General features: G+C 39.2%; 28 protein-coding genes and 1 pseudogene. 18 read left to right on the top strand and 11 right to left on the bottom strand.

The annotated features are described in order from the left end of the window. Positions 1–56: 56 nt before the first annotated feature. Genes G7074_RS18215 through G7074_RS18240 form a run of 6 tightly spaced genes read left to right on the top strand, consistent with a single transcriptional unit; the run spans position 57 to position 7,069 of the window. Positions 57–4,859: a hypothetical protein gene (locus tag G7074_RS18215; protein WP_166210404.1), complete on the top strand. Its 4,803-nt coding sequence runs from the start codon at positions 57–59 to the stop codon at positions 4,857–4,859. Position 4,860: 1 nt separating this feature from the next. Then, complete coding sequence (locus tag G7074_RS18220; RefSeq protein WP_166210407.1) at positions 4,861–5,196, top strand: hypothetical protein; 336 nt, start codon at positions 4,861–4,863, stop codon at positions 5,194–5,196. A gap of 17 nt (positions 5,197–5,213) precedes the next feature. Beyond that, complete coding sequence (locus G7074_RS18225) at positions 5,214–5,483, top strand: hypothetical protein (protein WP_166210410.1); 270 nt, start codon at positions 5,214–5,216, stop codon at positions 5,481–5,483. A 1-nt stretch (position 5,484) separates the two neighbouring features. Continuing rightward, the gene (locus G7074_RS18230; RefSeq protein ID WP_166210413.1) at positions 5,485–6,045 is read left to right on the top strand and encodes an N-acetylmuramidase domain-containing protein; all 561 of its coding nucleotides are present in this window, start codon (positions 5,485–5,487) and stop codon (positions 6,043–6,045) included. A 6-nt stretch (positions 6,046–6,051) separates the two neighbouring features. After that, positions 6,052–6,381 (top strand): hypothetical protein, encoded by a 330-nt coding sequence (locus G7074_RS18235; RefSeq protein ID WP_166210416.1) that lies wholly within the window; start codon positions 6,052–6,054, stop codon positions 6,379–6,381. Between the two features lies 1 nt (position 6,382). Next, the gene (locus G7074_RS18240; protein ID WP_166210419.1) at positions 6,383–7,069 is read left to right on the top strand and encodes a hypothetical protein; all 687 of its coding nucleotides are present in this window, start codon (positions 6,383–6,385) and stop codon (positions 7,067–7,069) included. A 14-nt stretch (positions 7,070–7,083) separates the two neighbouring features. Here G7074_RS18240 and G7074_RS18245 read toward each other — a convergent pair whose 3' ends face one another. Beyond that, positions 7,084–8,217: a site-specific integrase gene (locus G7074_RS18245; protein ID WP_166210422.1), complete on the bottom strand. Its 1,134-nt coding sequence runs from the start codon at positions 8,215–8,217 to the stop codon at positions 7,084–7,086. A gap of 166 nt (positions 8,218–8,383) precedes the next feature. Here G7074_RS18245 and G7074_RS18250 point away from each other — a divergent pair, with 166 nt between their 5' ends. Continuing rightward, positions 8,384–8,734, top strand: a complete 351-nt coding sequence (locus G7074_RS18250; RefSeq protein ID WP_090770007.1) for a 4Fe-4S dicluster domain-containing protein — start codon at positions 8,384–8,386, stop codon at positions 8,732–8,734. Positions 8,735–8,897: 163 nt separating this feature from the next. On the opposite strand, the gene G7074_RS18255 is transcribed toward G7074_RS18250, so the two are convergent. Then, positions 8,898–9,350, bottom strand: coding sequence for a universal stress protein (locus G7074_RS18255; RefSeq protein ID WP_124562284.1), 453 nt, complete (start codon positions 9,348–9,350; stop codon positions 8,898–8,900). A 111-nt stretch (positions 9,351–9,461) separates the two neighbouring features. Between G7074_RS18255 and G7074_RS18260 the strand changes: the two genes are divergently transcribed. Then, the gene (locus tag G7074_RS18260) at positions 9,462–10,247 is read left to right on the top strand and encodes a C40 family peptidase (protein ID WP_124562285.1); all 786 of its coding nucleotides are present in this window, start codon (positions 9,462–9,464) and stop codon (positions 10,245–10,247) included. Positions 10,248–10,388: 141 nt separating this feature from the next. Here the strand turns inward: G7074_RS18260 and G7074_RS18265 are convergent, their stop codons facing one another. From G7074_RS18265 to hisG, 9 genes and pseudogenes are all read right to left on the bottom strand, one after another. Next, positions 10,389–11,285 (bottom strand): WD40 repeat domain-containing protein, encoded by an 897-nt coding sequence (locus G7074_RS18265; RefSeq protein WP_124562286.1) that lies wholly within the window; start codon positions 11,283–11,285, stop codon positions 10,389–10,391. Between the two features lie 72 nt (positions 11,286–11,357). Further along, positions 11,358–11,960 carry a bifunctional phosphoribosyl-AMP cyclohydrolase/phosphoribosyl-ATP diphosphatase HisIE gene (gene hisIE / locus G7074_RS18270; protein ID WP_124562287.1) on the bottom strand — a complete coding sequence of 201 codons (603 nt, stop codon included), beginning with the start codon at positions 11,958–11,960 and terminating at the stop codon, positions 11,358–11,360. Positions 11,961–12,020: 60 nt separating this feature from the next. After that, entirely contained in the window at positions 12,021–12,776 is a 756-nt protein-coding gene (gene hisF, locus G7074_RS18275) for an imidazole glycerol phosphate synthase subunit HisF (RefSeq protein WP_124562357.1), read from the bottom strand. 263 nt (positions 12,777–13,039) lie between these two features. Continuing rightward, positions 13,040–13,789 (bottom strand): 1-(5-phosphoribosyl)-5-[(5-phosphoribosylamino)methylideneamino]imidazole-4-carboxamide isomerase, encoded by a 750-nt coding sequence (gene hisA, locus G7074_RS18280; RefSeq protein ID WP_124562288.1) that lies wholly within the window; start codon positions 13,787–13,789, stop codon positions 13,040–13,042. Position 13,790: 1 nt separating this feature from the next. Beyond that, entirely contained in the window at positions 13,791–14,384 is a 594-nt protein-coding gene (hisH, locus tag G7074_RS18285) for an imidazole glycerol phosphate synthase subunit HisH (RefSeq protein ID WP_124562289.1), read from the bottom strand. A 265-nt stretch (positions 14,385–14,649) separates the two neighbouring features. After that, positions 14,650–15,783 (bottom strand): bifunctional histidinol-phosphatase/imidazoleglycerol-phosphate dehydratase HisB, encoded by a 1,134-nt coding sequence (gene hisB / locus G7074_RS18290; protein ID WP_166210425.1) that lies wholly within the window; start codon positions 15,781–15,783, stop codon positions 14,650–14,652. A gap of 21 nt (positions 15,784–15,804) precedes the next feature. Further along, positions 15,805–16,844: pseudogene (gene hisC / locus G7074_RS18295) on the bottom strand (histidinol-phosphate transaminase). A 93-nt stretch (positions 16,845–16,937) separates the two neighbouring features. Further along, positions 16,938–18,230, bottom strand: coding sequence for a histidinol dehydrogenase (gene hisD / locus G7074_RS18300; protein ID WP_124562292.1), 1,293 nt, complete (start codon positions 18,228–18,230; stop codon positions 16,938–16,940). A gap of 49 nt (positions 18,231–18,279) precedes the next feature. Then, on the bottom strand, positions 18,280–19,131 hold the full coding sequence (gene hisG, locus G7074_RS18305; RefSeq protein ID WP_039476772.1) for an ATP phosphoribosyltransferase: 852 nt from the start codon (positions 19,129–19,131) through the stop codon (positions 18,280–18,282). 277 nt (positions 19,132–19,408) lie between these two features. Here hisG and G7074_RS18310 point away from each other — a divergent pair, with 277 nt between their 5' ends. The 10 genes from G7074_RS18310 (at position 19,409) to G7074_RS18355 (ending at position 26,415) form a co-directional block, all read left to right on the top strand. Next, positions 19,409–20,971: a L,D-transpeptidase family protein gene (locus G7074_RS18310; protein WP_124562293.1), complete on the top strand. Its 1,563-nt coding sequence runs from the start codon at positions 19,409–19,411 to the stop codon at positions 20,969–20,971. A gap of 19 nt (positions 20,972–20,990) precedes the next feature. Continuing rightward, complete coding sequence (locus G7074_RS18315; RefSeq protein ID WP_124562294.1) at positions 20,991–21,395, top strand: hypothetical protein; 405 nt, start codon at positions 20,991–20,993, stop codon at positions 21,393–21,395. Between the two features lie 65 nt (positions 21,396–21,460). Beyond that, on the top strand, positions 21,461–22,153 hold the full coding sequence (locus G7074_RS18320; protein WP_124562295.1) for an NUDIX domain-containing protein: 693 nt from the start codon (positions 21,461–21,463) through the stop codon (positions 22,151–22,153). A gap of 68 nt (positions 22,154–22,221) precedes the next feature. Then, positions 22,222–23,055, top strand: a complete 834-nt coding sequence (gene prs / locus G7074_RS18325) for a ribose-phosphate diphosphokinase (RefSeq protein ID WP_124562296.1) — start codon at positions 22,222–22,224, stop codon at positions 23,053–23,055. 7 nt (positions 23,056–23,062) lie between these two features. Further along, the gene (locus G7074_RS18330; protein WP_124562297.1) at positions 23,063–23,548 is read left to right on the top strand and encodes a nucleoside 2-deoxyribosyltransferase domain-containing protein; all 486 of its coding nucleotides are present in this window, start codon (positions 23,063–23,065) and stop codon (positions 23,546–23,548) included. 30 nt (positions 23,549–23,578) lie between these two features. After that, positions 23,579–24,121: an NADAR family protein gene (locus tag G7074_RS18335; protein ID WP_124562298.1), complete on the top strand. Its 543-nt coding sequence runs from the start codon at positions 23,579–23,581 to the stop codon at positions 24,119–24,121. Between the two features lie 29 nt (positions 24,122–24,150). Then, on the top strand, positions 24,151–24,663 hold the full coding sequence (locus G7074_RS18340) for an O-acetyl-ADP-ribose deacetylase (protein WP_124562299.1): 513 nt from the start codon (positions 24,151–24,153) through the stop codon (positions 24,661–24,663). Continuing rightward, positions 24,641–25,210 (top strand): RNA 2'-phosphotransferase, encoded by a 570-nt coding sequence (locus G7074_RS18345; RefSeq protein WP_233603977.1) that lies wholly within the window; start codon positions 24,641–24,643, stop codon positions 25,208–25,210. The genes G7074_RS18340 and G7074_RS18345 overlap by 23 nt, the downstream gene beginning before the upstream one ends. A 3-nt stretch (positions 25,211–25,213) precedes the next feature. Next, positions 25,214–25,942, top strand: a complete 729-nt coding sequence (locus G7074_RS18350) for a metallophosphoesterase family protein (protein WP_166210428.1) — start codon at positions 25,214–25,216, stop codon at positions 25,940–25,942. A gap of 2 nt (positions 25,943–25,944) precedes the next feature. Beyond that, on the top strand, positions 25,945–26,415 hold the full coding sequence (locus G7074_RS18355; protein ID WP_124562301.1) for a macro domain-containing protein: 471 nt from the start codon (positions 25,945–25,947) through the stop codon (positions 26,413–26,415). The last annotated feature ends 11 nt before the right edge of the window (positions 26,416–26,426 follow it).

Below are 26,426 nucleotides of genomic sequence, written 5' to 3' on the forward strand. Positions count from 1 at the left end.
CCATTCAGCAGATAGCGACCAGAAAGCTATTAAATCAGTATCAAAAAACATCCTCAATGTTTGAGGGTACTTTTAAGGGTAAAATAGATGCAGTTAACACATTAAACATTGATCTTACAGACAGTAAGTTTTTTATGCTGGCTGGAACGTTCTATGTTAAGAGCTCTGAGGCTAAATTGACCTTAGCAGAGGTGTTTACTACTCCATTGGATCGTAAGTATGTTAATGAGGATATTTATGAGGATTTCGGTGAATATAAGACTTCAGACGGAAAAGCTGTAGGTAGCGCAAGTGGTGTAACTCTGCCATCGACTCCAAATCAGCAGCAAAACGCTGCATTTATCAACAGGTTAAGTGAGCGAGATGAATATCTATATTTAGATGGAAGCAAGGTAAAAGCTGGCACAGCTGACTATTCAACAGATTCTGGCCACGCAAATTTTTCTGATTATGCAACCAACGCAGGGCATGCCGTCAATTCCGATCGGGCAGTTTTGGCTGATCTTGCAACAAACGCCATTCATGCTAATAATGCAGACTATGCCATTGAAGCTGGTCATGCCTCGTTAGCAGATTATGCAAAAGATTCTGATAAATGGGATAATAAGCAATTCGATGACTATTTAGATCAGCCTTTGCGTAAAACTGATGCCGTCAAATTTGCTTCTGTTGTGGCCGATACGGTCAACAGCACCGTTTATGTTAGCGGTTTTACAGGTTCAGGTTATCGTATTAATCCTGATGGATCAGCCGAATTTGATAGTCTTACGGTTCGTAAGGAATTAAATATTAACGTGCTTAACGTCCGTGAAATCACAGGTAGCGGTGGCAGTGTAGCAATTACCAATGTTGCCAAAATCAAAGATGTTGTTGAATGGGATGATTATTATCAGTGTAATATAAATACTGATGACGGCACAATTACGGTTCAGTTACGGATAGATGATATTGTGCGCTGTCAGGTATGGGATGGTAAAAAGCTTAAATATTATTCGGCACGGGTACGTGCGGTAAGCGCTGGCATATTCGATTTAGATAAAGCTTCCTTTGTAGGTGGTGGCAGGCCTGCACCGGGCGATACTGTTTTCCAGTTTGGTAATGCCACCAATGCCGACCGTCAGGGTTTGATTTACTTGACTAATAGCGATACAGGCGCACCGTATTTGGATGTTTTGGATGGCATAACATCCGATAATTTGGCGGGTAAAACAAAGGTTCGTTTAGGTCGGCTTAATGGCATTAACGATGTTGATTTAGGGCAATTGGATGGTTACGGTATTTATGCCGAACGTGCATTTATCAAAGGCAAAATAGTTGTTACGGGCGGTAATGCTGAAACGGTTACAGGCTCGCAAGCAAAAGCAAATACAGCACAGGCGAACGCAATTAATACCGCTTCGGGCGATGCAAGCGTAAAGGCAAACAATGCCCAAAACAATGCTATTTCCGTTGCATCATCTGACGCACAAAATAAAGCAAATGCAGCGCAAACGGCGGCGGCTGGTTATACTGATAGCAAAGCATTAGCCACTATTTCGGCAGCTCAAACTTACGCCGATAATTCGGCCACAAGTAAAGCGAATGCAGCACAAGCAAATGCGATAAGCCAAGCCAGCACAGATGCGCAGAATAAAGCGAATGCGGCACAGGCAAACGCGGCATTGTTAAGCCAACAGCTTGTAGACGGCATTAAGGTTGGCAGTAGAAATCTTATTTTAAACAGTAATACGCCAGTAGAAAACAATGCTTATAGCTTGAATGTGTATAGTCTTGCCATGAGTGCTGTAGTTGGCGAAACGTATACCTTTTCAGCTAAAGTAAATTTAAGTGCTGGTCAAACAGGTATTTATTTAAATGTAATTGATTATGTCAATTATCCTTCTATAGCCGAACTTGTTTACCCCGATGCAGACGGGATTTTCAGAAAGACGTTTGTTATGCCTAACGGTGCTACAAGCTATAACTACATCGGGCTTTATACCACACCATTGGGAAACTACCAAACCGCTAAGGTATTTTGGGTTAAGTTGGAAAAAGGCAATAAGGCTACGGACTGGACACCAGCACCCGAAGATGTACAAAACGCAATTGATACCGCAAATGCTTTGGCTAATGCTGCAAACGCCTCTTATGCAAGTTTAACCGCAAACCTAAAATCTTTGGCTTATGCTGATGTAGTAGAGTTGGCGAAGCTTGGCACTACCATTATTGATGGCGGTAAAATCAAAACCACGTTATTGGATGCAGATTATATCAGGGCTAATGTCATTAATGCTGGTTATATCAATACGTTGGAATTAGATGCAACCGCAATAAAATCGGGAACGATTGACAGCGCAAGGATTAACGCAAGCCAAATTATTTCAAATGGTGGCGGTGCAACTACGGTTCAATTAAATCAAGCCAAACAGGATGCTGAAAACGCAGCAAAAGCCTACGCAGATGCACAGGACAATCTTAAAAAAATAGAGGCCAACGCTTATGCCGATGGTAAGGTAAGTGCTGAAGAGCAAAGGGCTATTAATGATGCAATAGCAAAGCTAAATGAAGCAAAAGCCGATGCTACCGCAAAAGATAACGCCGTTAAAACCTACGCTGACAATGCCAAATTAGAAGCTATTACCACGGCCACGACACAAAGTGCAGCCGACGCTACAGTTAAAGCGAGCCAAGCACAGGTTATAGCAATACAAACCGCTGCTACCGATGCGACACAAAAGGCAAATAACGCTATAGTAGCAGCATCAAATGATGCCACCTATAAGGCAGAAGAGGCAAAGCGATATGCGGAAGCCAAATCTTTCATGTCGGGTAAAATGCTAAACCGTGATGCGGATTTTAGGGATGGCATTAGCGGCATGGCTGTCTATAACAATTTGGGAAATGGAAACGTAATTGTTGATCGCTTAGATCGTTCGTATTGGGGTGATGCGCAAAATGCATTGCCCACAACTTCGTCTTGTGGCGTAAGGATAAAAAATATCGGAAGCGCATCGCCTGGGCTAGGTGGATTTTATTTTGGCACTCAAACAAGGGCTAACGCAAAATTCGTTACTAGACTAATTGCAAACATACCAGTTGGCTATACAATTCATTTTCATTCAAATTCTACAGGTGATGGTGGTTACGGGTATTGGGCTACGCCAGTTGTAGGTACAGGAACATGGCAGGAATATATTTACGTTTTGCAGTGTGGTAGCTCAGGTACATTTTCAAGTACCAACTTTTTTGCATTAGATGGCAATAATTACGGCATGGAATGGCATTTAGCCTACGCAACTGTTTTTGATGTTACGGATAGCGAAGTAAATTATCTAAAGGATGCGCAGGCAAAAGCAGATGCAGCACAAATTGCGGCTACAAACCTTGCTTATGCTCAGGCAGCTTACGAGCGTGAAGTAGCCAAATCATACGCTGACGGAAAGATAACAGCTGAAGAGGCGGCACGCATCGCGCAAGCTGCCACAAATCTTCAAGTGGCTAAAGATGATGCAACAAATAAAGTTAATGCGGCATACGCCTCTGCAAATGGATATACCGACACTAAGACCCAACAAACATTAGTTGCGGCACAGACCTACGCCGATAATTCAGCGCAGAACAAAGCCAATATTGCGCAGTCAAATGCAATAAGCCAAGCCAGCACAGATGCACAGAACAAGGCGAATGCGGCACAGGCAGCGGCAAACCTGTTGAGCCAACAGCTTGTAGATGGCATTAAGGTTGGTGGTAGAAACCTTGTTTTAAACAGTAATACGCCAGTAGAAAATAATAACTACACCTTGAATGTGTACAGTCTTGCGATAAGTGGCGTAGCTGGCGAAACGTACACCTTTTCAGCCAAAGTAAATTTAAGTGTGGGACAGGTAGGGCTTTATTTAAATGTAATTGATTATGTCAATTATCCTTCTATAGCTGAGCTTATTTACCCCGATGCAGATGGGATTTTTAGAAAGACATTTGTTATGCCTAACGGGGCTGCAAAGTATAATGAAATTGGGCTGTACACCTCTCCATTGGGCAACTACCAAACTGCTAAGGCATTTTGGGTTAAGTTGGAAAAGGGTAACAAGGCTACAGATTGGACACCAGCCCCCGAAGATGTACAAAACGCAATTGATACCGCAAATGCTCTAGCTAATGCGGCAAACGCAAGTTACGCCAGTTTAACGGCAAGCCTTAAAAGCTTAGCCTATCAAGATGTAGTAGAGCTTGCTAAACTAGGAAGTACTGTTATTGAGGGCGGTAAAGTCAAAACCACATTATTGGATGCCGATTATATCAGGGCTAATGTCATTAACGCGTCTTATGTACAATCGTTAAATGTTGTCGCGACAAATATCCAAGCGACTACCGGATCTATTGGCGGTTGGAATTTGGGATTAGATAGGTTGTTTTCCGGATCTGAAAGCTCGAACTATATCGCGTTGATTTCTGGTAGTTCGCCTGAGTTATACATGAAAAATTCTGATCAAGTCAGTGGAGAGTATAGCAGTTTAAACACAAAGGGCTTGTATGTGATGAGCTCTGGAAACTCATTGCCATCATCTTACGGCTACACTTATGCTGTGGGGGCTTTTAAGCTAAAGAGTGGTTCAGTTGCCAATAGTGCGGCTTTGTATGCTGGAGCGCCAAATGATAGGCTTGCTTTCTATTGTGACGGATCTATGTATGTAAATCGAGATGCTTCTTTTAACGCTTCCATCGTTATCAGCGGTAATGCGTATTTCAATACAGGATTTATAGTTATGGGCAATTTGCCAAATGCGAATGATATGGGGATAATAAATAATGCAAACTCTGGAGGGGTTAGGGTTGTGACAGCAGGTGTTAACGCAGGGAGATTATATAGAGCATAAGATGAAAGTAACGATAAAAGACAGGCTTATTATTCAAGGGGTTTTGATTCCTTTGATGCCAGCAAAAGGGAGTTTTATAGAGATGATTCATATCTCAAACATTAAAGAACAAGCGCAAATAAGTATCGAAGAGGTTAAGAAGTTCAACTTTAGAGATCTTAATAACGGTGAAATCACATGGAATGACTCGCCAGAGTGTGATAAGGTATTGGAGCTTTCTGCGGAGCAAATCGATCTGCTTCAGCTGGCAGTTTATGCTTTAGATGAGCAAAAACTGATCACAATGGATCTCCTTAATACCTGTGAAAAAATATTAAAATTAACAGAAAGTAAATAAACAAAAATCAATTAAAAATGAGAAAGAACGCAAAAACAGTAACAAAAAATTACGACACTGACACGGTTAATGGATGGAAATTAAGTTATGAGTATGAAAGCGAAAACGGTGCAGCTCCGGTTGAGATCCGAGTAACTGGATCAAAGGATGCAGGTAGCGTATTCATTACGAAAACTGGAGCGAACACCTCTTTTAACTTTAACGGTGGCTCTACAGATGTAGCGGTGATCTCAAGTGTTGAGACGGAGATAAGTGAAATATTAGCAGGTTATACAGCAAATCAATAAGATGAATTTAACAAAGAAGCAAATCAGTGATGTAGCGGCAGGGATAGGTGTAGATTATGCTTCCTTGATGGCATTTATGTCGGTTGAGTCTGGCGGTATCGGGTTCGATACTGCTACAGGCAAAATAATTATTCAGTTTGAGCCAGCTTGGTTCAAGAAAAAAGCGCCTTATGCCCCGTCTGGGTTATGGTCGGTTAACAAAGTTGAAAAACAATCTAAAGAGTGGTTAGCCTTTAATGATGCTTATTATAAGAATGCAGATGCAGCAATGGAAAGCACTTCGATTGGTATAGGCCAAATTATGGGCTTTCATTTTAAAAGGTTAGGGTACAAGACTGTAGGGGCTATGTGGGAACACGCGCGCACGGGTGAGTTAGCTCAGCTGGAGCAAATGGCAAAATTTATTGCCACTGATTCGCGATTGCTCAACGCTTTAATGGTTAAGAATTGGCATTTAGTGGCAGTCTATTATAACGGAGGTGGTTATAAAGAACTTGCCGAGAAGTATAACAGAGAGCCATATAATATCAGTATGGAAAAAGCTTATTTAAAATACAAGTAACATAAAATGGCTGAAAGCACACAAATCAAAAGAACGACTAAAAATACAAATACTTTAACCTGGGCTTTAGGAGCGCTGACGAGTATAGCAACATTTTTTGCTGCTTATAATCGTCAGATGTGGAATGATTCGGAGGCTAAAAATGCTGCTAATGTTTTGTATTATCAAAAGCAGCTGTCTATAATGGATGAGAAGCTGGAGCAAAAGGATAGGGCTTTAGATAGTGTGCAGGGATTAATGTTGAAGCGAGCAGATAACTCTTTTGAGGAATGGAAAAGAATGCTGGCTATCGATAGTAATCGTAAAAGCACTATAATCATTAAAACCAACAAGTAATATGAAAAAGTTAATACTTTTAGTACTAGCGATTGTTTTAATAGTCCCTAGTAATGGCTGTCGGATCTTGAGAGAAAAAGATAAGCATACATCACTTGCAAAAACAGATGTAATGAATAATGTAAATGTTAGTAAGCAAACTATTGATAGTCTGGTTGCTTTTAAGAACTATATTTACAACCGGAGTTCTCAGGTAATTTCTGAAGAAATCAATTACAAGTTTCCTAATACCGACAAAAAGGATTTGGAGATCACTGCTAATTTTAGAGTAGACCCTGTTATCGATTTAAAGGGCGATACGGCTTTTAAGCTGGTTGATGTTAAAAATGACAATGTTAGTGTAACTGTATATCAGAACAAGCGCACTAATGAGTTGATGGCAAAGGTTAAAACAGAAAATGGGATAAAAGAACTTAAAGCAAGTGAGATCCAGATAAAGCGAACCACAACGACTAACAGCGATGTTGTTGATACTTCGAAGAAAGATATTGATGTTAAACGATCCACGATTGATAGTGTTGATAAATCTAAAAGCTCAACATACAAAAAAGAGGTTGACTTACAGGTTAACAAAGAAGTAAAGTCAGTATTTTTGGGCTGGTGGTGCGTGTTTTTAGTCATACCATTGCTGATTATCATATTTAAAAGGAAAAGTATTTTAAAGTGGATTAGAAGCAAAATAGCTTAATCAAAGGCCTCTCTTTATTGGGAGGCCTTTAAGTTTTCTAAAACTTTCTCAGCATACTCATCCATAACAAGATCGTCGGATATTTCCGAGATATAGCCCTCATGAATAGCTAACGATGAGTGTCCAATAAGATCCTTTGTGATGCTGGTATCTTTTATCGTTGAATTGGCAATTTTCGAAAAAAAGTGACGAGCCGCATGTGGAGAGATGTTTTTTGTAATTTTTATTTTCTCTCCGATAATCTTTAAGTATCTGCTCAGCTTCGAAATGGCATTTTTTACCGCTTTTTTGTATATAAACTTATCAACGTTCGCGTCTGTGTCCATAAAGGAAAAGATATAGTCAAACTCATTGCCGACCATCCACCTATCAATAATATTTTTCAGAGCCTCAACAATTCCTATGTTATGAATTTTGCCGGTTTTCCGCTCTTCATAAACCAGGCGATTATCAATAATGTTTGATGCCTTAAGTGTGATTAAATCTCCGATTCTAATACCTCGTAAGAATATGCTGGCAATGAAAATATCTCTTGACTCAGCCATTTTACCAGATAGTTCCAAACTCATTATCTGTTGTATTTCACTAACATTTAGCTTAGTCTTAGTGGATCTCTGTTTATTAAAAGTTATATCGTCCAGAGCATTCTCTTTAATCATTTTGGCTTTTTTAGCTCCAGATAGAACTTTGCCGAGAACGTGCATTTTTTCCTTTATTGAGTTAGGATTGTTTTTTTTTACGTCTCTTAAAAATGCCGCGAATTTATAGATAAATGACTCCGTAATGTCCTCGAAATCGACATCTTTATCAAACTCAAGCAGCTGAGCAAGTACAACTTTATTTACATCGTGCCTAGAAACTTGTTCTTTTAGCCGATAATTTTCTATTATATTTTCAAAATAGGCTTTAAAATTTAGTACCTTAGTTATACCGAAGTTCTTTAGAGCATATTCGATATCATTGTTTATTCTCGGAGCTTCAATATTTTTTGAAGAAACTCTATTTGTGGATTTAAGCCAATCTTGCTTTTTGCAACGGCCTAAAACCTTTCTTATAGGTTTACCGTTCTTAACATATTGTAACATTATCGGATGAGTATTATCCGCGTAAGTTTTGTGAACGTAAAGAATGATTTTTGGTGTAAGCATGGTGTAAGTAGTAATAGGTAAACAATGGTAAAATTAGGTAAATTATGAATGCTAAAAAAATTAGTAAAGTTTATTTTGATTACTTTTTTACCAGCTTTTATTTATGCTTTATTATAACTACTTTTGCAGCGCAAAGGTAAACTAAGCAAAAGAATTAGACGAAAACATGGCAATTAAAATAACAGATGAGTGTATAAATTGTGGGGCATGTGAACCAGAATGTCCAAATAACGCAATTTACGATGCCGGAACTGCATGGCGTTTTTCTGATGGTACCAATTTAAACGGTATCATTGATTTTGGTAATCAACAAATCGAAGCTGATGCAACTCAAGAAGCAGTTTCAGACGAAGTATATTATATCGTATCTGATAAATGTACTGAATGTAAAGGTTTTCATGATGAGCCTCAATGTGCGGCAGTATGTCCGGTTGATTGTTGCGTAGACGACGAAGATATCCGCGAAACAGAAGAAGAATTATTGGCTAAGAAAGCCTGGTTACACCAGGAAGGTTAATAATTAAAAGATATTAATTTAAAAAGTCTCGGTTATTAATCGAGACTTTTTTTGTGCCGGTTCTTAAAATAACCAATTACCAATAAATCAATTTTCAAACTGTATAAAACACCAGGTTTAGACGAGCATAGTGTTTGATTATTGTGATTTGAATATTGGTTATTTAATCCACCTCACATTTATTAGGGATAATCAAAACCGGACAAGCTGATTTCCTGGCCACGTGTTCGGCTACACTGCCCATCAAAAAATGGTACAATCCGGTTCGGCCATAGGTTCCAATTACAATCAGGTCAGACCCCCACTCGTCTGACTGCTGGATAATGCCGTGTGCTGCGGTATCTACAATGCTTAAATAAGTTGTTTTAATTTCCTTGCTATATTTTGCTTCCATTTCCTTGAGCAAAACATGACTGTTCTCTTCGCTATTGTCGTAGGTTTCTAAAAACACAGGTGCCAATGTTAAATCAGGATTTACGTTGGCTGGGATAGGTTCGATAATATTAACCAATGCTACTTCTGCTCCAAATTTTTCTGCCATGTCGTAACCGGCTTTTGCCGCTTTTTCTGAGCAGGTGCTATTATCAACGGCAATTAATATTTTTTTAAAATTCATAGCGTGTGTATTTAAAAGGTTATCATCATAAAAATAACAAATTTGCAGGCAAAATGTTAGGCAATGGATGTATTTTATTAGTTTTACTCTACTAATTTACAGGTACATTAAATGGAAAACCAATACGGTATTTGCAGGGTTGCAGTAGCACCTTTGCGGGCAGATGCATCAGATCGATCGGAAATTGTATCACAACTTTTATTTGGCGACCACGTCGAAATTCTTCAAAAGGAAGAACGTTGGTGGCTGGTTCAAAATGGATACGATGGTTATGAAGGTTGGATGGATTTCAGGCAACTAGCACCCGTTAGCCAGAACGAATTTGCAGAAATGCACGATTGCCATTTGCTGGCGCCTTTAAGCTTTAACAATACCCTTACCGCCGAGGATGGTAGTTTATACCACTTGTGCCCGGGTAGTAACCTTCCGTTTTTAAAGAACGAATTTTGCTACGTTGGCTCTGAGCGATATAAAATCGGCTTTGATGTGCACGATAATCATAAAACAGATTTTAAGGCTGATGTTACAGCTACAGCCAAATTTTTCCAGAATATCCCGTATCTGTGGGGTGGACGAAATTTATTTGGTTTAGACTGTTCGGGTTTTACGCAATTGGTGTTTAAACTGCTGGGCATCAAATTAAACCGCGATGCTTCGCAACAGGCCGAACAGGGTGAACTGGTGGGATTTTTGGCCGAATGTAAACCAGGCGATGTTGCTTTTTTTGATAACGATGAAGGCAAAATTACGCACGTGGGGATTATGTTAAGCCCGAACGAAATTATCCATGCCTCGGCGAAAGTCAAAATAGATCCGATTGATGACCAAGGGATTTTTAATAAAGAGCTAGGCAAATATTCACATAAACTCAGAATTATTAAACGGTTTGTGGAATAGTGGCATGAAATGTATCTTATAGAAAAGATCATTTTTTGCCTTAATCGCGCTGAAAAATCGTCATGCTGAATTTGTTTCAGCATCTCTAATCAGAGGCCCTGAAATGAATTCAGGGTGACAAGGACTCTGAATAAATGTAAATTATTCCATCTCCCAAATCATCACCTGTTTATCATCACCGGTTGAGATGAGGTATTTGCCATCATTGCTCCAAACAATTTTATTGATGGAGTGGGTATGGCCAATTCCTGCTTTTTCGAGACTTAAAATTTTATACAATTTGAAATTTTCGGCATCCCATAGTTTAATACTCTTATCCTGGCTGCTAGTTGCAAAATAAGGCAGTGTAGGGTGAAAGGCAATATCGTAAACCGTGAACATGTGCGCCGGGATGGTTTGCAGCAATTCGTAATTGGGCAAACTCCATATTTTAAGCTGTGCATCGCGGCTTCCCGAAATTAGATACCTGTTTTCGGGATGATAAGCCAAAGCTGTTACCGGAAGTTTATGTCCTTCGAGGTTTTGTTTCAGGCTGTAATCGCTCAGGTTATAGATTTTAATCAGATGGTCTTTACAGCCAAAGGCAATCTCCGTTTCATCCGGAGAGAGTGCAATGGTTCTTACGGTATCATAAGCCGCCTGGAAGCGGTAAATCTCTTTAAAATCGGTTAAGGACCAAACCGCAACTGTTCCATCTTCGCCTGTGGTAATGAGTTCATTTTTGGATTGAACAGTTTTAATGTTGAAAATCGGTTTCAGATGTGCATTCACACGCACAACAACTTCCTGTTTGGTTAAATCGTAAATACTAAAAGCACCACTTCTTTCGCCAACAAATAACTGGTTGTTGTAATAGTGCAGGTAATAAACAGAGCTTTGCACAGGCATTTTAACCCTAACAAAAGCCAGCTGAGCTAAAGACCATTCTACAATGCCTTTATCGTTACCGGCACTAAAAAATATATCATCCTGATCGGAATGTGCGAGTGCATATACCGGGTTTTGGTGGCCTGGAAGGGTTTGTATGTGTTTGAGCATGCGGATTTGGCTGGAAGGCTAGAGGGCGGGAAGCTTGAGGGATAGTTACCTTCAAGCTCCCTACCTTCTACCTTATTTATGTCTTTTCTCTAAATTCTTAGCAATATCCTGAATTGATAAGCCTTTTTCTTTTAGCAAGAACATCAGGTGGAAAAGCAGGTCTGATGCTTCGCCAATAAATTCTTCTTCACTTTCGGCAAGTGCAGCAATTACGGTTTCAACGCCTTCTTCGCCAACTTTCTGCGCAATTTTGTTCAAACCTTTACTGCGCATTTTGTTGATGTACGAACCTTCTACAGGATTTTCATATCTGTCGTTGATGATATTTTCCAATTCAAAAATGAAATTCTGATTGAAATCTGTTTTAAAGCAGCTGCGGCTACCAGTATGGCAGGTAGGGCCAACGGCATCAGCTTTAATCAGAATGGTATCATTGTCGCAATCAACAAAAAGCTCCTTTACATACAAAAAGTTATTGCTGGTTTCTCCTTTCGTCCAGAGGCGGTTTTTTGAGCGTGAAAAGAAGGTTACTTTGCCTTCGGCCTGGGTTTTTTCCAAGGCCTCAGCGTTCATGTAGCCCAGCATTAAAACCTCTAAGGTTTTATAATCCTGAATGATTACAGGCAATAAACCTGCAGTTTTATCCCAATCAAGAGATGATGTATCGATGTTCATTTTATTTCTTTATTTCGGAAAAACAGACTCATGACTATGGACTGCTAACTCCGGACTAATTTATATTCTTACCGGAATCTGGTTTCTGCTTAACTCGTGTTTTAAATCGGGTATCAAAATTTCGCCGTAGTGAAATACCGAGGCGGCCAAAGCAGCATCTACGTTTGCTTTTTGGAAAACTTCGGTAAAATGATCCATGTTACCAGCACCGCCCGAGGCGATAATCGGAATATTAATCATTTGGTTTACCTTACTCAGCAATCCGCAATCAAAACCTGCCTTAGTACCATCATGATCCATAGAGGTTAACAGGATTTCTCCTGCACCTAAATCTTCGGCTTGTTTAATCCAGTTTTCGGTTTCCAGTTCAGTAATTAGCCTTCCACCATTCAGGTGCACCATGTTCTTCCCATCTACATGTTTGGTGTCAACGGCTAAAACTACAAATTGAACGCCAAATGCTTTGGCCAGTTCTTTAATCAGTTTAGGGTTGCGAACAGCAGCCGAATTGATACTGATTTTATCGGCACCGGCGTTTAAAAGAGCTTCTGCGTCGGCAATTTCGGTTATTCCACCACCAATGGTAAAAGGGATGTTTAATTGCCTGGCAACCGATTTAACCATTTCGATCATCGTTTTGCGACGCTCGTGTGTAGCGGTAATATCCAGGAAAACCAGTTCGTCGGCACCTTGTTGTGCATATTGCGCCGCCAGCTCCACAGGGTCGCCTGCATCGCGTAAATCAACAAAGTTTACACCCTTTACCGTGCGGCCATCTTTAACGTCTAAACAAGGGATTATTCTTTTTGAAAGCATGTGTTTGTTTGGTTTCGTCATTGTACATGTTATAGATAAAGAATTAAGTTTTATCTACTTTGCGATCTGCAATGACTATTAATATTATAGCTAAAATGAAGGTTGGAATGCATAAGATAAAACTATAAAATCCAGTTATGCTCATGAATTTTGTATAGTCACCTTTGTAAGTAAACATATGTATTCCCCAAATAAACATGCAAAAACTGGCTAATAGTAATAATAAACTAGCAATTAGCATGTTTTTTGATTTCATTGCCCGCTTAGATTGAACTCAACGCCTTCAAATTCCATTCTTTAATCTCTTCGATGGTGATGCGGTTTTCGTAAATCGCTTTTCCAACCACGACACTCCTGATTGGGTATTTAGCCAATTCGTAAATATCATCCATTGAACTTACACCACCAGAAGCAATTAATTTAATCATTGGCGAGTGTTCCAGTAGTTTTTCATATAAATCGATAGCTGCACCACCTAATTTTCCATCTTTGCTGATATCGGTACACAGGAAACGGAAGAAGCCCAGCGATAGGCATTTATCTACATAATCCATTAGTTTAATAGGCGAGCTTTCCATCCAGCCCGAGTATTTGATCACTTCGTCAAGCACATCGATTGCAATAACAATACGGTTTGCGTAATCATCTTTTTTGGCGAAAGCTTCGCTTAATGAAGGAAGGAAATCAGGATTGGTAATGGCCTGAGTACCCACAATTACCCGGTGAATACCTGCATCAAGCAAATTGGTAACCTGCTCAATGGTACGGATTCCGCCGCCATACTGCACCCTCATTTCTGTTTTCTTAATGATCTCGAAAAGTGACTTCTGGTTGCTGAAATCACCTTTTGCACCATTCAAGTCGATGATATGAATGAAATCTGTACCGTTCGAACGGTATTTTTCAATCATCTCGGCAATGGAAACATCATATTCCGTTTTTTGGTTGTAATCACCTTCACGCAAACGAACAACCTTTCCGTCCAAAATATCAATAGCAGGTATTATATACATTTTATAAGCTTAAGTTTGAAAAATTCTTTAATATTAATTCACCGGCTTTTCCCGATTTCTCCGGGTGGAACTGAACGCCGTAAAAATTATCTTTTTGTACTGCTGCCGAAAACTTTAAACCATAATCAGCAGATGCAATGTCAAAAGTAGGGTTATATTCAATAAAGTACGAATGCACAAAGTAAAATTGTGTATTATCTTCAACACCTTCAAATAGCGAATTGTTTTTAGGGCTCACCGCATTCCATCCCATATGTGGGATTTTGATATTCAGCGCTTTATCAAATTTTTTGGTCTTTACCGGTACAATATCTAAGAGTGCTGCATCGCCTTCTTCCGAATGTTCGGTAATCAGCTGCATGCCCACACAAATGCCCAACACCGGTTTGCTAAGCTTTTTAATCGCTTCAACCAGCCCAGTGCCTTTTAGTTTTTCCATGGCAGCACCTGCATGGCCTACACCCGGGATGATGATGTGGCTATATTTTTCCAGGTCAGCTTCTGTATCAACCATGCCATATTGCAGGTTTAAGCGATCTAAAGCTGCAGTTAGCGAGAAAATATTACCAGCCCCGTAATTTACTATTCCGATCATGTTTAGTATCAAGTGTTTAGTGTCAAATGTTTGGTGTCAGGTATCAAGACAAAATGTCTATCAAATCTGAACTGTTAAATTGCCTTTTATATCTTTAATCTTTATAAAATTTGAAAATGAAAGCCAGTTTTTCAAGGATGCTGTAAGTCCCGCTATCGCTTATAGTCCTCGCTGCGCTATGCGCTATTCCGCTCTATCGGGTTTATTTAACAAAGTCAGTGTGTCAAAGCCCTCCACCTTCGAGCTTCCGACCTTCAGTTTTTACCTATAAAAGGCCCTTTGTGCTTGGTAACACCATTTTTTCGGCATCGCGCTTTACCGCCATTTTAATGGCTTTGGCAAATGCTTTAAAAATCGCCTCAATCTTGTGGTGTTCATTATCACCTTCGGCTTTAATGTTCAGGTTACATTTTGCGGCATCGCTAAACGACTTAAAGAAATGATAAAACATTTCAGTTGGCATATCGCCCACTTTTTCGCGCTTAAACTCTGCATCCCAAACAATCCAGTTTCTTCCACCAAAATCGATAGCAACCTGTGCCAGGCAATCATCCATTGGTAAGCAAAAACCATAACGTTCAATTCCTAATTTATTGCCTAAACCTTTAGCAAAAGCCTCGCCCAGTGCAATTCCGGTGTCCTCGATGGTGTGGTGCTCGTCAATATGCAAATCGCCTTTGGTAATTACCTCCAAATCTACGCTTCCGTGCCTGGCAATCTGATCAAGCATGTGGTCGAAAAAGTTCAGTCCTGTTTCAATTTTTGCTTTTCCGGTACCGTCTAAATCCAGGTTAATGGTGATGTCGGTTTCGTTGGTTTTGCGGATCTGGCTAATTTTTCGGCTTCCTGCTTTCAAAAGGTTATAGATATCTTCCCATTTCTTGGTTTCCAGAATAATCACATCCACCAAAGTTTCGTGTTTATCCAATGCTTCGGTAGAACCAAGTGCATCATTCTGATGGAGGAAAATTGCTTTGGCACCTAAATTTTTCGCCAAAACCACGTCATTTAAGCGGTCGCCAATTACGTATGAGTTTTTTAAATCGTAATCGCCGTTTAAATATTTAGTAAGCAAGGCAGTGCCAGGTTTACGGGTAGGGGCATTGTCTTTTGCAAAAGTGCGATCGATTACAATTTCGCTGAAATTAACACCTTCTCCAGCGAAAGTATCTAACATGAAATTGTGGATCGGCCAGAAATTTTCTTCCGGGTTTGAGGGAGTTCCCAGTCCATCCTGATTGGTTACCATTACCAGTTCGTAATCCATTTCGCTGGCAATTTTCGATAGGTAATATAACGAGCGTGGATAAAACTTTAGTTTGGCAAAACTGTCTACCTGTTCGTCATCTGGTTCGATGTTTAACGTACCATCGCGATCGATAAATAATACTTTTTTCATTTGTATAATCTGTTTTTTCAGTTATAGGTTTTTTAATACGGTTAAGAGTTTATCATTCTCCTCTTTTGTGCCTACGGTTATGCGTAAACAACCTTCGCAAAGTGTCACTTTTGAACGGTCGCGCACAATGATTCCTTCTTCTACCAGATCATCATAAATTTTAACTGCATCGGTTACTTCTGCCAGCACAAAATTCGCATCAGATGGATAAACTTTGGTTACGATTTTGAGCTCATTTAAAGCGATAGATAAACGCTGTCTTTCGGCAACAGATTCTTTAATCCATTCGTTAACTTGAGCAATGTTTTTTAGCGCCTCAAAAGCTAAATCCTGAGTGGCCTGATTGATGTTATAAGGTGGCTTAATTTTGTTTAAAACATCGATCACTTTTGTTGATGAAAAGGCCATGCCTAAACGTAAAGCGGCAAGTCCCAGGCTTTCGAAAAAGTTTGCAAAATTACCAGGTTACCATATTCAGTTAACTCTTGTATAAATGTTTTTTGGCGGGCGTAATTGATGTAAGCTTCATCTACCACTACGATGCCATTAAAGTTGGCTAAAATGGTTTCAATATCTTCACGGTTTATCGAATTTCCGGTAGGATTATTTGGCGAACAAATGAAAATTAATTTCGTGTTTTTATCAATTGTTTCTGCAATCTTTTCCATGTCTAACTGGAAGTTCGGAAGCAGACTAACTTTGCGGATTTCTACATCATTTATATTCGCCGAAACTTCGTACATGCCGTAAGTTGGCGGCAAAATAATTACGTTGTCTTTGCCCGGATTACAGAAAGCACGAAACAATAAATCGATGGCTTCGTCGCTGCCGTTTCCTAAAAAAGTATTCTCTATGGGAACGCCTTTTATTTTGCTTATTGCATCTTTCAGATCCAGTTGTAACGGATCCGGATAACGGTTGTAATTGGCGGGTAAAGGCGAGCCATAACTGTTCTCGTTGGCATCTAAAAAAATCGATGCCTGGCCTTTAAATTCGTCCCTTGCAGTAGAGTAGGGGCGAAGGTTTTTTATATTTTCTCTTACTAAATCGTTGATGTCCATTTTGGTGGTTTATTTTCCTTCGGTTTGATTACACAGATTGCTTGATTACACCGATAGTTTTGTTTTTTACTTAATATTTTCTGACTCCGGACTTCAGGTTCCCGACTCAAAACCCAATCTGATACTCACTGCATTCTTATGTGCCTCCAATCCTTCTGCAGCAGCAAGTGTTTCAACAGTTGTACCAATGTTGTTTAAACCTTCGGTTGACAGGTGCTGAAAAGTAATTTTCTTAATAAAAGCATCGACAGAAACGCCCGAATATGCTTTTGCGAAGCCGCTGGTAGGTAAAGTATGGTTCGTGCCAGAGGCATAATCGCCTGCACTTTCGGGTGTTAGGTTACCTAAAAATACCGATCCTGCATTGGTAATCAACGGAATAAGCTTTTGGTACTGCTCAGTTGCCAATATCAGGTGTTCGGGCGCATATTCGTTTGAAAACTGTATGGCAAGTTCAATATTATCAGTTAAAACAGCGTAAGAATTATCAATTGCTTTGGTAGCTATTTCCTTTCTGGGTAGAATAGCAAGCTGTTTTTCAACTTCTTTAAGCGTTTTGGCTATGATTTGATTTGAAGTAGAAACCAGTATGGCCTGACTATCAGTTCCATGTTCGGCTTGCGCAAGCAGATCTGCAGCAACAAATGACGGAATGGCAGTCTCATCGGCTACTACCAGTACTTCCGATGGGCCAGCGGGCATGTCGATAGCCACTTTGTTTTGTACCATGGTTTTCGCAGTGGTTACATAGCGGTTGCCGGGGCCAAATATCTTATATACCTGTGGCACTGTTTCGGTTCCGAAAGCCATTGCAGCTACGGCTTGTGCACCACCAATCATGAATATTTTTTCGATACCAAGCAGCACAGCGCAATAAGCCAGGTAGCAATTTGTTTTGCCATCCTGCTGTGGTGGCGAGCATACAATTATTTCTTTACAGCCCGCAAGAAGTGCTGGTGTAGCCAGCATTAAAAAGGTGCTCGGTAAAACTGCGGTCCCACCCGGAATATAAAGTCCAACCTTTTCAATTGCCCTTGCTTCGCGCCAGCAAACTACACCAGGCATAGTCTCTACTTTCTCCTCTGTTTTTAATTGCGAAAGGTGAAAGTTTTTGATGTTCTGGTAGGCCACGTCGATAGCTTTTTTTGCTTCGGCCGGGATGCCAGCTGCGATGGTTTTTAATTCTGCGGCATCCAGAAAAAGCTTTTCCAGTTCAACCTTATCAAAGGTTTTTGCAAAATTAAAAAGGGCTTTGTCTCCATCCTCTTTTACCGATTTTATGATGTCGGTAACACGGTTTTCAACCAGTTTATCGTCTTCAATCTGTCTGGAACAAAGTCCTTCAATTTTTGATTTAGATAAATCCTTATAATTGTAGATTTTCAATGTTTTATATTTTAATATTAACTAATAGTTAATATGAATTTAAACGATTTTATTTGATTATTTTCTCAATTGGCATTACTAAAATACCTTCTGCGCCGGCTGCTTTTAAGTTGTTTATTTTATCCCAGAAATCGGCTTCAGCAATTACCGAATGTACGGCTACCCAGTTCGGTTCGAAGAGCGGAACTACCGTTGGGCTTTTAACACCTGGAAGTAAATCGACTACTTTTTGAAGGTTATCTTTTGATACATTCAGTACTACATATTTGTTCGATTTTGCACTGAGTACCGAGCGGATCCTTTGCAGTAATTCTGCCACTTCAGGATTGTCGGCTATCGATTTGTTTCCGATTAAAACCGCTTCCGATTGCATTACATCTGCGAATGGTTTTAGTCCGTTGCTCTTTAATGTTCCGCCGGTAGAAACGATATCAAAAATCGCATCACTTAGACCTAAACCCGGACCAATTTCTACAGAGCCGGAGATGGTTCTGATATCAGATTTAATGCCTTTTTCTGTTAAGAATTTTTCGAGAATTACCGGGTAAGAAGTTGCTACAGCTTTACCATTTAACTCTTCTAAATTTTGAATGGTGCTGGTGGCCTGAACAGCAATTTTTAAGGTGCATTTTCCAAAACCCAGTTTCTGAAGATAGTCAACCTCGGCTTTGGTTTCTACGATTACGTTTTCGCCAACAATGCCCAGATCGGCAATACCATCCTGTACGTATTCTGGAATATCGTCATCGCGGAGGAAAAGAATTTCTAAAGGGAAATTGGTAACTGTTGAAATGAGTGAACTTTTGTAGTTTTCGAATGCTAAACCACAGTTTTTAAGGATTTCTACAGATTTTTCGTTTAACCTACCCGATTTCTGGATAGCAATTTTAAGTGTTTTCAAAGTATTGAATATAGAGTGAACAAGAAATTATTTTACGGAAAAAACGTTTTGAAGTACAAAACAAACATATATCATCGCCTATCGGCGATGGTGTAGATGTAAGTGATGGTTCAAAGTTAAGTTCATAAATTTATTTCTGCCAATATCAATGCTTTAGCTGATTAGCGATGGCAAATATAGTGTTTGAAATGGTAAAACAAAAAATAATGGCACTTAATTTGCCATTATGCTGTTTTTATTGCCAATAACCCTTATTTTGTATTAAATTTTTAACAAATTGAAAAAGTTTCGCTTTCTGATTTTACCCTTTGTACTGTTCATTTCTGCTTGTGGATGGTTTAAAAGCCCACCCGAGATTGGGAAAGTACTATCTGAACATTTTAAGAACAAAATGTACAAAGATTTTGACACTGTAGCTTACGACAGCATTTTTGTTAAAACAATGGATAGTCTTTCGGGCAAATTCGTTAATCCAAAAACCATTAAAGCATTTTATAACAATAACTATAACGAACCTAAGCTGGTAACCCGTTTTTACATTAATGGTGAGCTCGATTCGCTTTTAGCTTATTTAAATGAAAGTGAGGCGCATGGTTTCAATCCCAAAATATTTAAAGGCGATGAGATAACAGACTTATTGGAGGTGTTAACAGCTAATAAATTTAAGAAAGTAGAAGAGAGCTATCCGGTAATTGCAAAGCTCGAACTTTTATCGGCCAATGCCTACTTAAATTATACCAATTATTTGAAGTTTGGAGTGGTAAATCCGCGTAATATTTTCTCTCGTTATTACATCAAAGTTGGGCGCCCGGATAGTGCAGGAATGTTGCAACTTTTAGACGGAAAAAATTTGGTTGATAATCTGAAATCTGCACAACCAAAATCATCACAATATAAGGCTTTGCAATCTGCATATCTTAATGCAAATTCTGATGCAGAAAAGCGAATTTTATTGCTAAATATGGAGCGCTTCAGATGGCAAATTCCGGCCACAGGAGATAACTATGTGCAGGTAAATATTCCTGACTTTAGGTTGACCTGGTTGGATAATCTGGATACCGTAATTTCTATGAAAGTTTGTGTTGGCGGGAAACGCGAAAATGGTTACGAAGACAAGCTAAAAGCCTTTGCAATATCAGGCAATTTAGACGATAAACCGAAGAACCACGAAACGCCATTATTGTTTAGTAAAATTAATTCGATACAGGCTAATCCGATTTGGAATATTCCGGTAAGTATTGCCCAAAGCGAAATCTATTGGATGGCCCGGAAAGATCCTTTTTATTTATCGAACAGCAACATTAGAGTTTACTATAAAGATAAGCTGATAGGGGAGCCCGATACCATTAACTGGAACCGCTATTCGAGAGATAAATTGCCATTTAAATTTAAGCAGGGATCGGGAGGTGGTAATGCCCTTGGCAAGTTCAAATTCATTTTCGATAACAGCTCGAGCATTTACCTGCATGATACCAATAATAAAAATGGTTTTAACCTAAGTAACCGAGCCATTAGCCATGGTTGTGTGCGTATCGAAAAACCTTTGGAGTTTGCAGAATTGTTGGTTCAGGATTCATACACTTACGATAAGCTAAGAGCAGAAGTAGATTTGCCTCCAATTGATAGTACACATGTGAAATGGTATAAAAAACGCATGGCTCAAAAAGCAGATACACTTAAGGCCTTTCAGCTGAAACCGGCCTGGTTTGCGCCTAAAAAATCTGTACCTTTAATTATTACCTACATTACGGCCTGGGCACAGAACGATAAAATAGAATACCGGCCAGACGTTTACGGCATGGATGAAAAACTTTGGGCTGCCATGAAAAAGTATCGATAAGAAAGCTTTATTTTGCAAAATGCTAGAAAATCCAACCTTTAACCACCAGGCCGATTTGGTAAACAGTGCCATCCGTTTTATCAACTCGTGGTTTAAGCAATCTAAAACGATCACTGCAGAGCTGAGCGATTTTTTTATCCTTCCAGGAAGTAAAGTAATCGGTAAAGAGGTTATTGTTGCCCGGTTGAAAGGGATTTTTGGCCAGTCAGATGAATACGTTGGTGGACGATATGATATCATCGATGTAAATTTCGAGTTGATGGGTGAAGAAAAAGGGATTGGATTTGTAGAGGGCGTTGCCGGTTTCAGAGCGGTATTAAAAAACGAATCGAAAATTATCAGTGGTCCTTTTAAGTTGTATTTTGCACTTCAAAATGGAAGCTGGAAGATTGTAAATATCGAGTTTCCGGGTTTTGCGTATTAAATAATCCATCGTTTCTGCTTAACAGATATCTTTTTTAGATTTGTGTTTCTTTTACACAAATCTTTATGATCAATCAGAATATTAAAATCGCTGTCGACGCTATTGTTTTTGGCTACGAGAAAAACGTGCTTTACGTTTTGGCCGTTCAACAAAAATACGGGGTGTTTAAAGATAGGTGGGTTTTGCCCGGCGGTTTTATCAAAGATGATGAATCACTAATTGATGCAGTTAAACGGGAATTGCAGGAAGAGGCAGGTATCGGTGTAAATTATTTAGAGCAACTAAGCACATTTGGCGATGAGGTAAATCGCGATTCCCGCGGACGTGTAATATCTGTCGCTTATTTTGCCCTGGTTAATCCACAAAATTTTATGCTTAAAGCCGATACCGACGCAAAAGATGCGCGGTGGTTTCCGGTTAATGTGATTCCGGTGCTGGGCTACGATCATAATGAAATGGTAAGGCTGGCACACCAAAGATTAAAAGCTAAACTAACTTATCAGCCGATCGGTTTCGATTTGTTAGATGACGAATTCCTTTTCTCCGATCTTGAAAATTTGTATTGTTCCATTCTTGAACGCGATATTGACAGAAGAAATTTCAGAAAAAAAATTCTAAGTTTTGGTATCATAAAAGAAACTGATAAAGTTGTTAAAACGAGCTCCAGTGGCCGGCCAGGCAAGTTATTTAAGTTTGATAAAGCCAAATACGACCAGTTGTTACAAGAAGATTTTCAGTTTGAAATTAAGTTTGCGTAAAAATAACGCAAATAATATTTTGACTATTGAAAAGTGTTTTTATATTTGTGTAATTAATACGCAAATATATGATCAACTTAGATGAAAATTTCAGCCCGCTAGGCATAGAAAATGCTGTTCAGTTTCAGTCTTTCGTATTTGCCGGTGGCGAACCGCACATTAAAATAAGTGGTAGTTTCGATCCCGCATCGGTTGTGCAGATTACACACCGCATCAATTCTTTCAACGATCTGGGTTTAATCTGTACTACTGTTGATGCATTGAAGCGGATGGGGGTTAAGGCGATTAAGTTGTTTGTTCCTTATTTTCCGGCTGCAAGACAAGACCGGGTAATGATACCGGGCGAACCTTTAACGGTTAAAGTTTATGCCGATATCATTAATGCACTTGGTCTTGATAACGTAACTGTTTTCGATCCGCATTCGGAAGTTACCCCTGCTTTGTTAAATAACTGCACAGTAACTCCAAACCACGTTTTTATTCAGAAAGTTGTTGCGCAAATTGGCGGAGAGGTAAAACTGATTTCTCCTGATGGCGGTGCCTTGAAGAAAATTTATAAAGTTTCTGAATTTCTCGGCGGTGCAGAGGTAGTAGAGTGCTCGAAGAGCAGGGATGTTAAAACCGGCAAATTATCGGGTTTTAAAGTTTATGCTGACGATTTAAAAGGGGCAGATTGTTTAATCGTGGATGATATATGTGATGGTGGGGGAACCTTTATAGGTCTCGCTGAAGAACTCAAAAATAAAAATGCAGGGCATTTGTATCTGGCCATTAGTCACGGGATTTTTAGTAAGGGTTTTAATGAATTAGGTAAATATTTTGATCAGGTTTTTACCACCGATTCGATCAAAGAAATTGACCATGTTGTTGTAACACAACTAAAATTAACAGATATTTTATAAAAGAAATATGAAAACAGTTAATCCTCCTCAGGTTATTTCTGCATCCGATGTTTCGGTATTCCTTGCCGGTACCATTGATATGGGTAATGCTGATAATTGGCAGCAGAAATTTATTGATCATGCAAGTGCGGAGGAAACATTGGATCATGTAATCGTTTTCAATCCGCGCAGGGCATCTTGGGATCACAGCTGGACGCAGTCGATTGAAAATGCCCAATTTAGCGAACAGGTTAACTGGGAACTGGATGCGATGGAAAATGCAGATGTGATTTTGTTATTTCTGGAAGGCAATTCCAAATCACCTATTTCGATGATGGAGCTAGGTTTATTTGCCGATTCCGGTAAGTTAATGGTTTGTTGTGAAGATGGGTTTTGGAGAAAAGGCAATGTTGATATCGTTTGTAAAAGAAAAGGTATTGATCAGTATAATACGCACGATGAACTTAGTGCTGCTGTAATTGCTAAGCTTAAAAAGCTTGCAAAGTGTACGTAGGGTGATTTATTAAATTTAAAACAAATTGATATGAAATACGATATAAATTGGTTACTCGATATTATGAGTGGAAGCAATCCTGACTTTTTAATGTTCTGGGGACACCAAAGAAGCAAAGATGGATCGGTTATTAAAACTTGTATGAGCCAATGGTGGGCATCTCCATTTATTGAAAATCATATCACTTATCAAACAGCAGAGCATTATATGATGGCAAAAAAAGCTTTGTTGTTTAACGATCAACAGGTTTTTGAAAAAATATTAACAAAAGAGTCCCCGAAAGATGTAAAAGATCTGGGCAGGCAGATCCAAAATTTTAATGCAGAAGTCTGGGATGCGCATAAATTTGATATCGTAAAACAGGGCAACCTGCTTAAGTTTTCTCAAAATGAGGCACTGAAATTGTTCCTCTTACAGATCAAAAGTGAAATTCTGGTTGAAGCCAGCCCGGTTGATACAATTTGGGGAATTGGATTAGCGGAGGATAATGCCAATGCTTTAATCCCCAAAAACTGGAAAGGTTTAAATTTATTGGGTTTTGCCTTGATGGAAGTAAGGGATAAGATCTCCTGAAAAAAAGTTTACCAGTAAAAATTCAAAAAATGATTTTAGAAGTCATCAAAGCCGATATAACAACAATTAAAGCCGACGCAATTGTTAATGCCGCAAATAGTTCGCTGCTAGGTGGAGGCGGAGTGGATGGTGCAATCCACAGAAAAGGCGGCAAAGCAATCTTAGAAGCTTGTATGGTCATCAGAAATAACAAGGGTGGATGTAAAACCGGAGAGGCTGTGATCACAACGGCAGGCAATTTACCAGCAAAATATGTGATCCATACCGTTGGGCCGGTTTGGAACGGAGAAAGTGAAAAAAAGAATATTTTGCTCGCCAATTGCTATCAAAATAGTTTAACCCTTGCAGTAGAAAATGGCATTAAAGTTATTGCTTTCCCAAACATTAGCACAGGGATTTATCATTTCCCAAAAGATAAAGCAGTAGATATTGCCATTGCATCGGTAAATAATTTCGCTGAAAAGGAAAAGATAGAAAAAGTAATTTTCGTGTGTTTCGACGATGAGAATTACCTGCTTTATGAAGAGAAAATTAAAGGGTAGTATTATGGACAATAAAATAACAAAAGGCATAAGCAAACTACTAAGTTATATTTTGAGGCATTCGCCTGAAACAATAGGCTTAAAGCTCGATGAAAATGGCTGGGCAGATGTGAATGAGCTTATTGCTAAATTCGACCTTTATGATAGAAGAATAGATATTGAACAACTAGAATACATTGTAGAAAATAACGATAAACAAAGATTTGCGTTTAACGCAGATAAAACGAAAATCAGGGCAAATCAAGGGCATTCAATTCCGGTTGAGTTAAATTTAAATGAAACCGAACCCTTGGAATACCTGTATCATGGTACGGTTGAAGAATTCCTGTCAGACATTAAAGCGTTGGGCCTCCAGAAAATGAGCAGGCAGCATGTACATTTAAGCGCTGATAAGGAAACTGCAACCAAAGTAGGTGGTAGGAGAGGAAAACCTGTTGTACTAACCATTGATAGTGGGGCAATGTACCGGGCAGGATACAAATTTTATTTATCAGAGAACAACGTGTGGCTGACAGATTTTGTACCTGCTGAATACATAACATTTTAAAATATGAAAAGAACACTGGTAATAGGCGATATCCACGGAGGTTTAAAAGCCCTGATCCAGTTGTTGGAAAGGGCTTCGGTAACTAAACAGGACAGACTCATTTTTTTAGGCGATTATGTAGATGGCTGGAGCGAATCAGCACAGGTAATCCATTATCTTTTGCAACTGAAAGATGGTCATGAGTGTGTTTTTATCAGAGGAAATCATGATGTGTGGTGTGAAGATTGGTTAAGGAGTGCTGTTGTAGATGAAATCTGGTATCAGCATGGTGGTAAAGAAACTATAGAAAGTTATGCCGGTATTGATATTGATGAGCAGAAAAAACACCTGACTTTTTTTGAGCAGACGGAAGATTATCACGTAGACGAGCAAAATAACCTATTCATCCATGCCGGGTTTTCGTCTATGCATGGGCCGGCTAAAGAGCGTTATGTTTCCAATTATTCGTGGGACAGGACCTTGTGGGAAGTGGCGCTCACGATGGATAATCGGATTGAAAAAGACTCTGCGTTATATCCTAAGCGGCTTTTACTTTTTAACGAAATTTATATAGGCCATACCCCAACGCTCTATTATAATGTAGAAGTTCCAATGAACGGTTGTAATGTTTGGAACATGGATACAGGAGCGGCATTTACAGGAAAATTAACCTGTTTGGATATCGAAACGAAACAATTTTGGCAGAGTGATACTTTACAAAGCCTGTATCCAAACGAAAAAGGAAGAAATTAAAGATGAAAAATATTGAATATAAGAAAGGTGACGCAACAAATCCCTCAGATAACGGAAATAAGATAATCGTTCATATATGTAACAACATTGGCGGGTGGGGAAAGGGATTCGTATTAGCGATTTCAAAAAGATGGAAGGCTCCAGAAAATAGTTACAGAGCCTGGTATCTATCGAAAGATAATTTCAATCTTGGTGAAGTTCAGTTTGTACAGGTGGAACAAGATTTATGGATAGCCAATTTAATTGGTCAGCATAAAATAATTAAAGATGAGAATGGCAATGCTCCCATAAGATATGATGCCGTAGAAGAAGGCTTAAGAAAGGTTGCAGATTTTGCAGGTGACCTTAATGCCTCGGTCCACATGCCAAGAATAGGATGTGGTTTAGCAGGAGGAGAATGGGGAATAATTGAGCCAATTATTAAAGAAACAATTTCGAAGAAAGATATTAATACAACAGTTTACGATTTTTAAAAGATAGAACC

It is taken from the genome of Pedobacter sp. HDW13, assembly GCF_011303555.1.
Classification (GTDB): domain Bacteria; phylum Bacteroidota; class Bacteroidia; order Sphingobacteriales; family Sphingobacteriaceae; genus Pedobacter.

Bases quoted from the DNA above. Each gene is read 5' to 3' on its own strand.
- G7074_RS18215 (WP_166210404.1), top strand. From the start codon at position 57: ATGTTTGAGGGTACTTTTAAGGGTAAAATAGATGCAGTTAACACATTA.
- G7074_RS18220 (WP_166210407.1), top strand. From the start codon at position 4,861: ATGAAAGTAACGATAAAAGACAGGCTTATTATTCAAGGGGTTTTGATT.
- G7074_RS18225 (WP_166210410.1), top strand. From the start codon at position 5,214: ATGAGAAAGAACGCAAAAACAGTAACAAAAAATTACGACACTGACACG.
- G7074_RS18230 (WP_166210413.1), top strand. From the start codon at position 5,485: ATGAATTTAACAAAGAAGCAAATCAGTGATGTAGCGGCAGGGATAGGT.
- G7074_RS18235 (WP_166210416.1), top strand. From the start codon at position 6,052: ATGGCTGAAAGCACACAAATCAAAAGAACGACTAAAAATACAAATACT.
- G7074_RS18240 (WP_166210419.1), top strand. From the start codon at position 6,383: ATGAAAAAGTTAATACTTTTAGTACTAGCGATTGTTTTAATAGTCCCT.
- G7074_RS18245 (WP_166210422.1), bottom strand. From the start codon at position 8,217: ATGCTTACACCAAAAATCATTCTTTACGTTCACAAAACTTACGCGGAT.
- G7074_RS18250 (WP_090770007.1), top strand. From the start codon at position 8,384: ATGGCAATTAAAATAACAGATGAGTGTATAAATTGTGGGGCATGTGAA.
- G7074_RS18255 (WP_124562284.1), bottom strand. From the start codon at position 9,350: ATGAATTTTAAAAAAATATTAATTGCCGTTGATAATAGCACCTGCTCA.
- G7074_RS18260 (WP_124562285.1), top strand. From the start codon at position 9,462: ATGGAAAACCAATACGGTATTTGCAGGGTTGCAGTAGCACCTTTGCGG.
- G7074_RS18265 (WP_124562286.1), bottom strand. From the start codon at position 11,285: ATGCTCAAACACATACAAACCCTTCCAGGCCACCAAAACCCGGTATAT.
- hisIE (WP_124562287.1), bottom strand. From the start codon at position 11,960: ATGAACATCGATACATCATCTCTTGATTGGGATAAAACTGCAGGTTTA.
- hisF (WP_124562357.1), bottom strand. From the start codon at position 12,776: ATGCTTTCAAAAAGAATAATCCCTTGTTTAGACGTTAAAGATGGCCGC.
- hisA (WP_124562288.1), bottom strand. From the start codon at position 13,789: ATGTATATAATACCTGCTATTGATATTTTGGACGGAAAGGTTGTTCGT.
- hisH (WP_124562289.1), bottom strand. From the start codon at position 14,384: ATGATCGGAATAGTAAATTACGGGGCTGGTAATATTTTCTCGCTAACT.
- hisB (WP_166210425.1), bottom strand. From the start codon at position 15,783: ATGAAAAAAGTATTATTTATCGATCGCGATGGTACGTTAAACATCGAA.
- G7074_RS18315 (WP_124562294.1), top strand. From the start codon at position 20,991: ATGCTAGAAAATCCAACCTTTAACCACCAGGCCGATTTGGTAAACAGT.
- G7074_RS18320 (WP_124562295.1), top strand. From the start codon at position 21,461: ATGATCAATCAGAATATTAAAATCGCTGTCGACGCTATTGTTTTTGGC.
- prs (WP_124562296.1), top strand. From the start codon at position 22,222: ATGATCAACTTAGATGAAAATTTCAGCCCGCTAGGCATAGAAAATGCT.
- G7074_RS18330 (WP_124562297.1), top strand. From the start codon at position 23,063: ATGAAAACAGTTAATCCTCCTCAGGTTATTTCTGCATCCGATGTTTCG.
- G7074_RS18335 (WP_124562298.1), top strand. From the start codon at position 23,579: ATGAAATACGATATAAATTGGTTACTCGATATTATGAGTGGAAGCAAT.
- G7074_RS18340 (WP_124562299.1), top strand. From the start codon at position 24,151: ATGATTTTAGAAGTCATCAAAGCCGATATAACAACAATTAAAGCCGAC.
- G7074_RS18345 (WP_233603977.1), top strand. From the start codon at position 24,641: ATGAAGAGAAAATTAAAGGGTAGTATTATGGACAATAAAATAACAAAA.
- G7074_RS18350 (WP_166210428.1), top strand. From the start codon at position 25,214: ATGAAAAGAACACTGGTAATAGGCGATATCCACGGAGGTTTAAAAGCC.
- G7074_RS18355 (WP_124562301.1), top strand. From the start codon at position 25,945: ATGAAAAATATTGAATATAAGAAAGGTGACGCAACAAATCCCTCAGAT.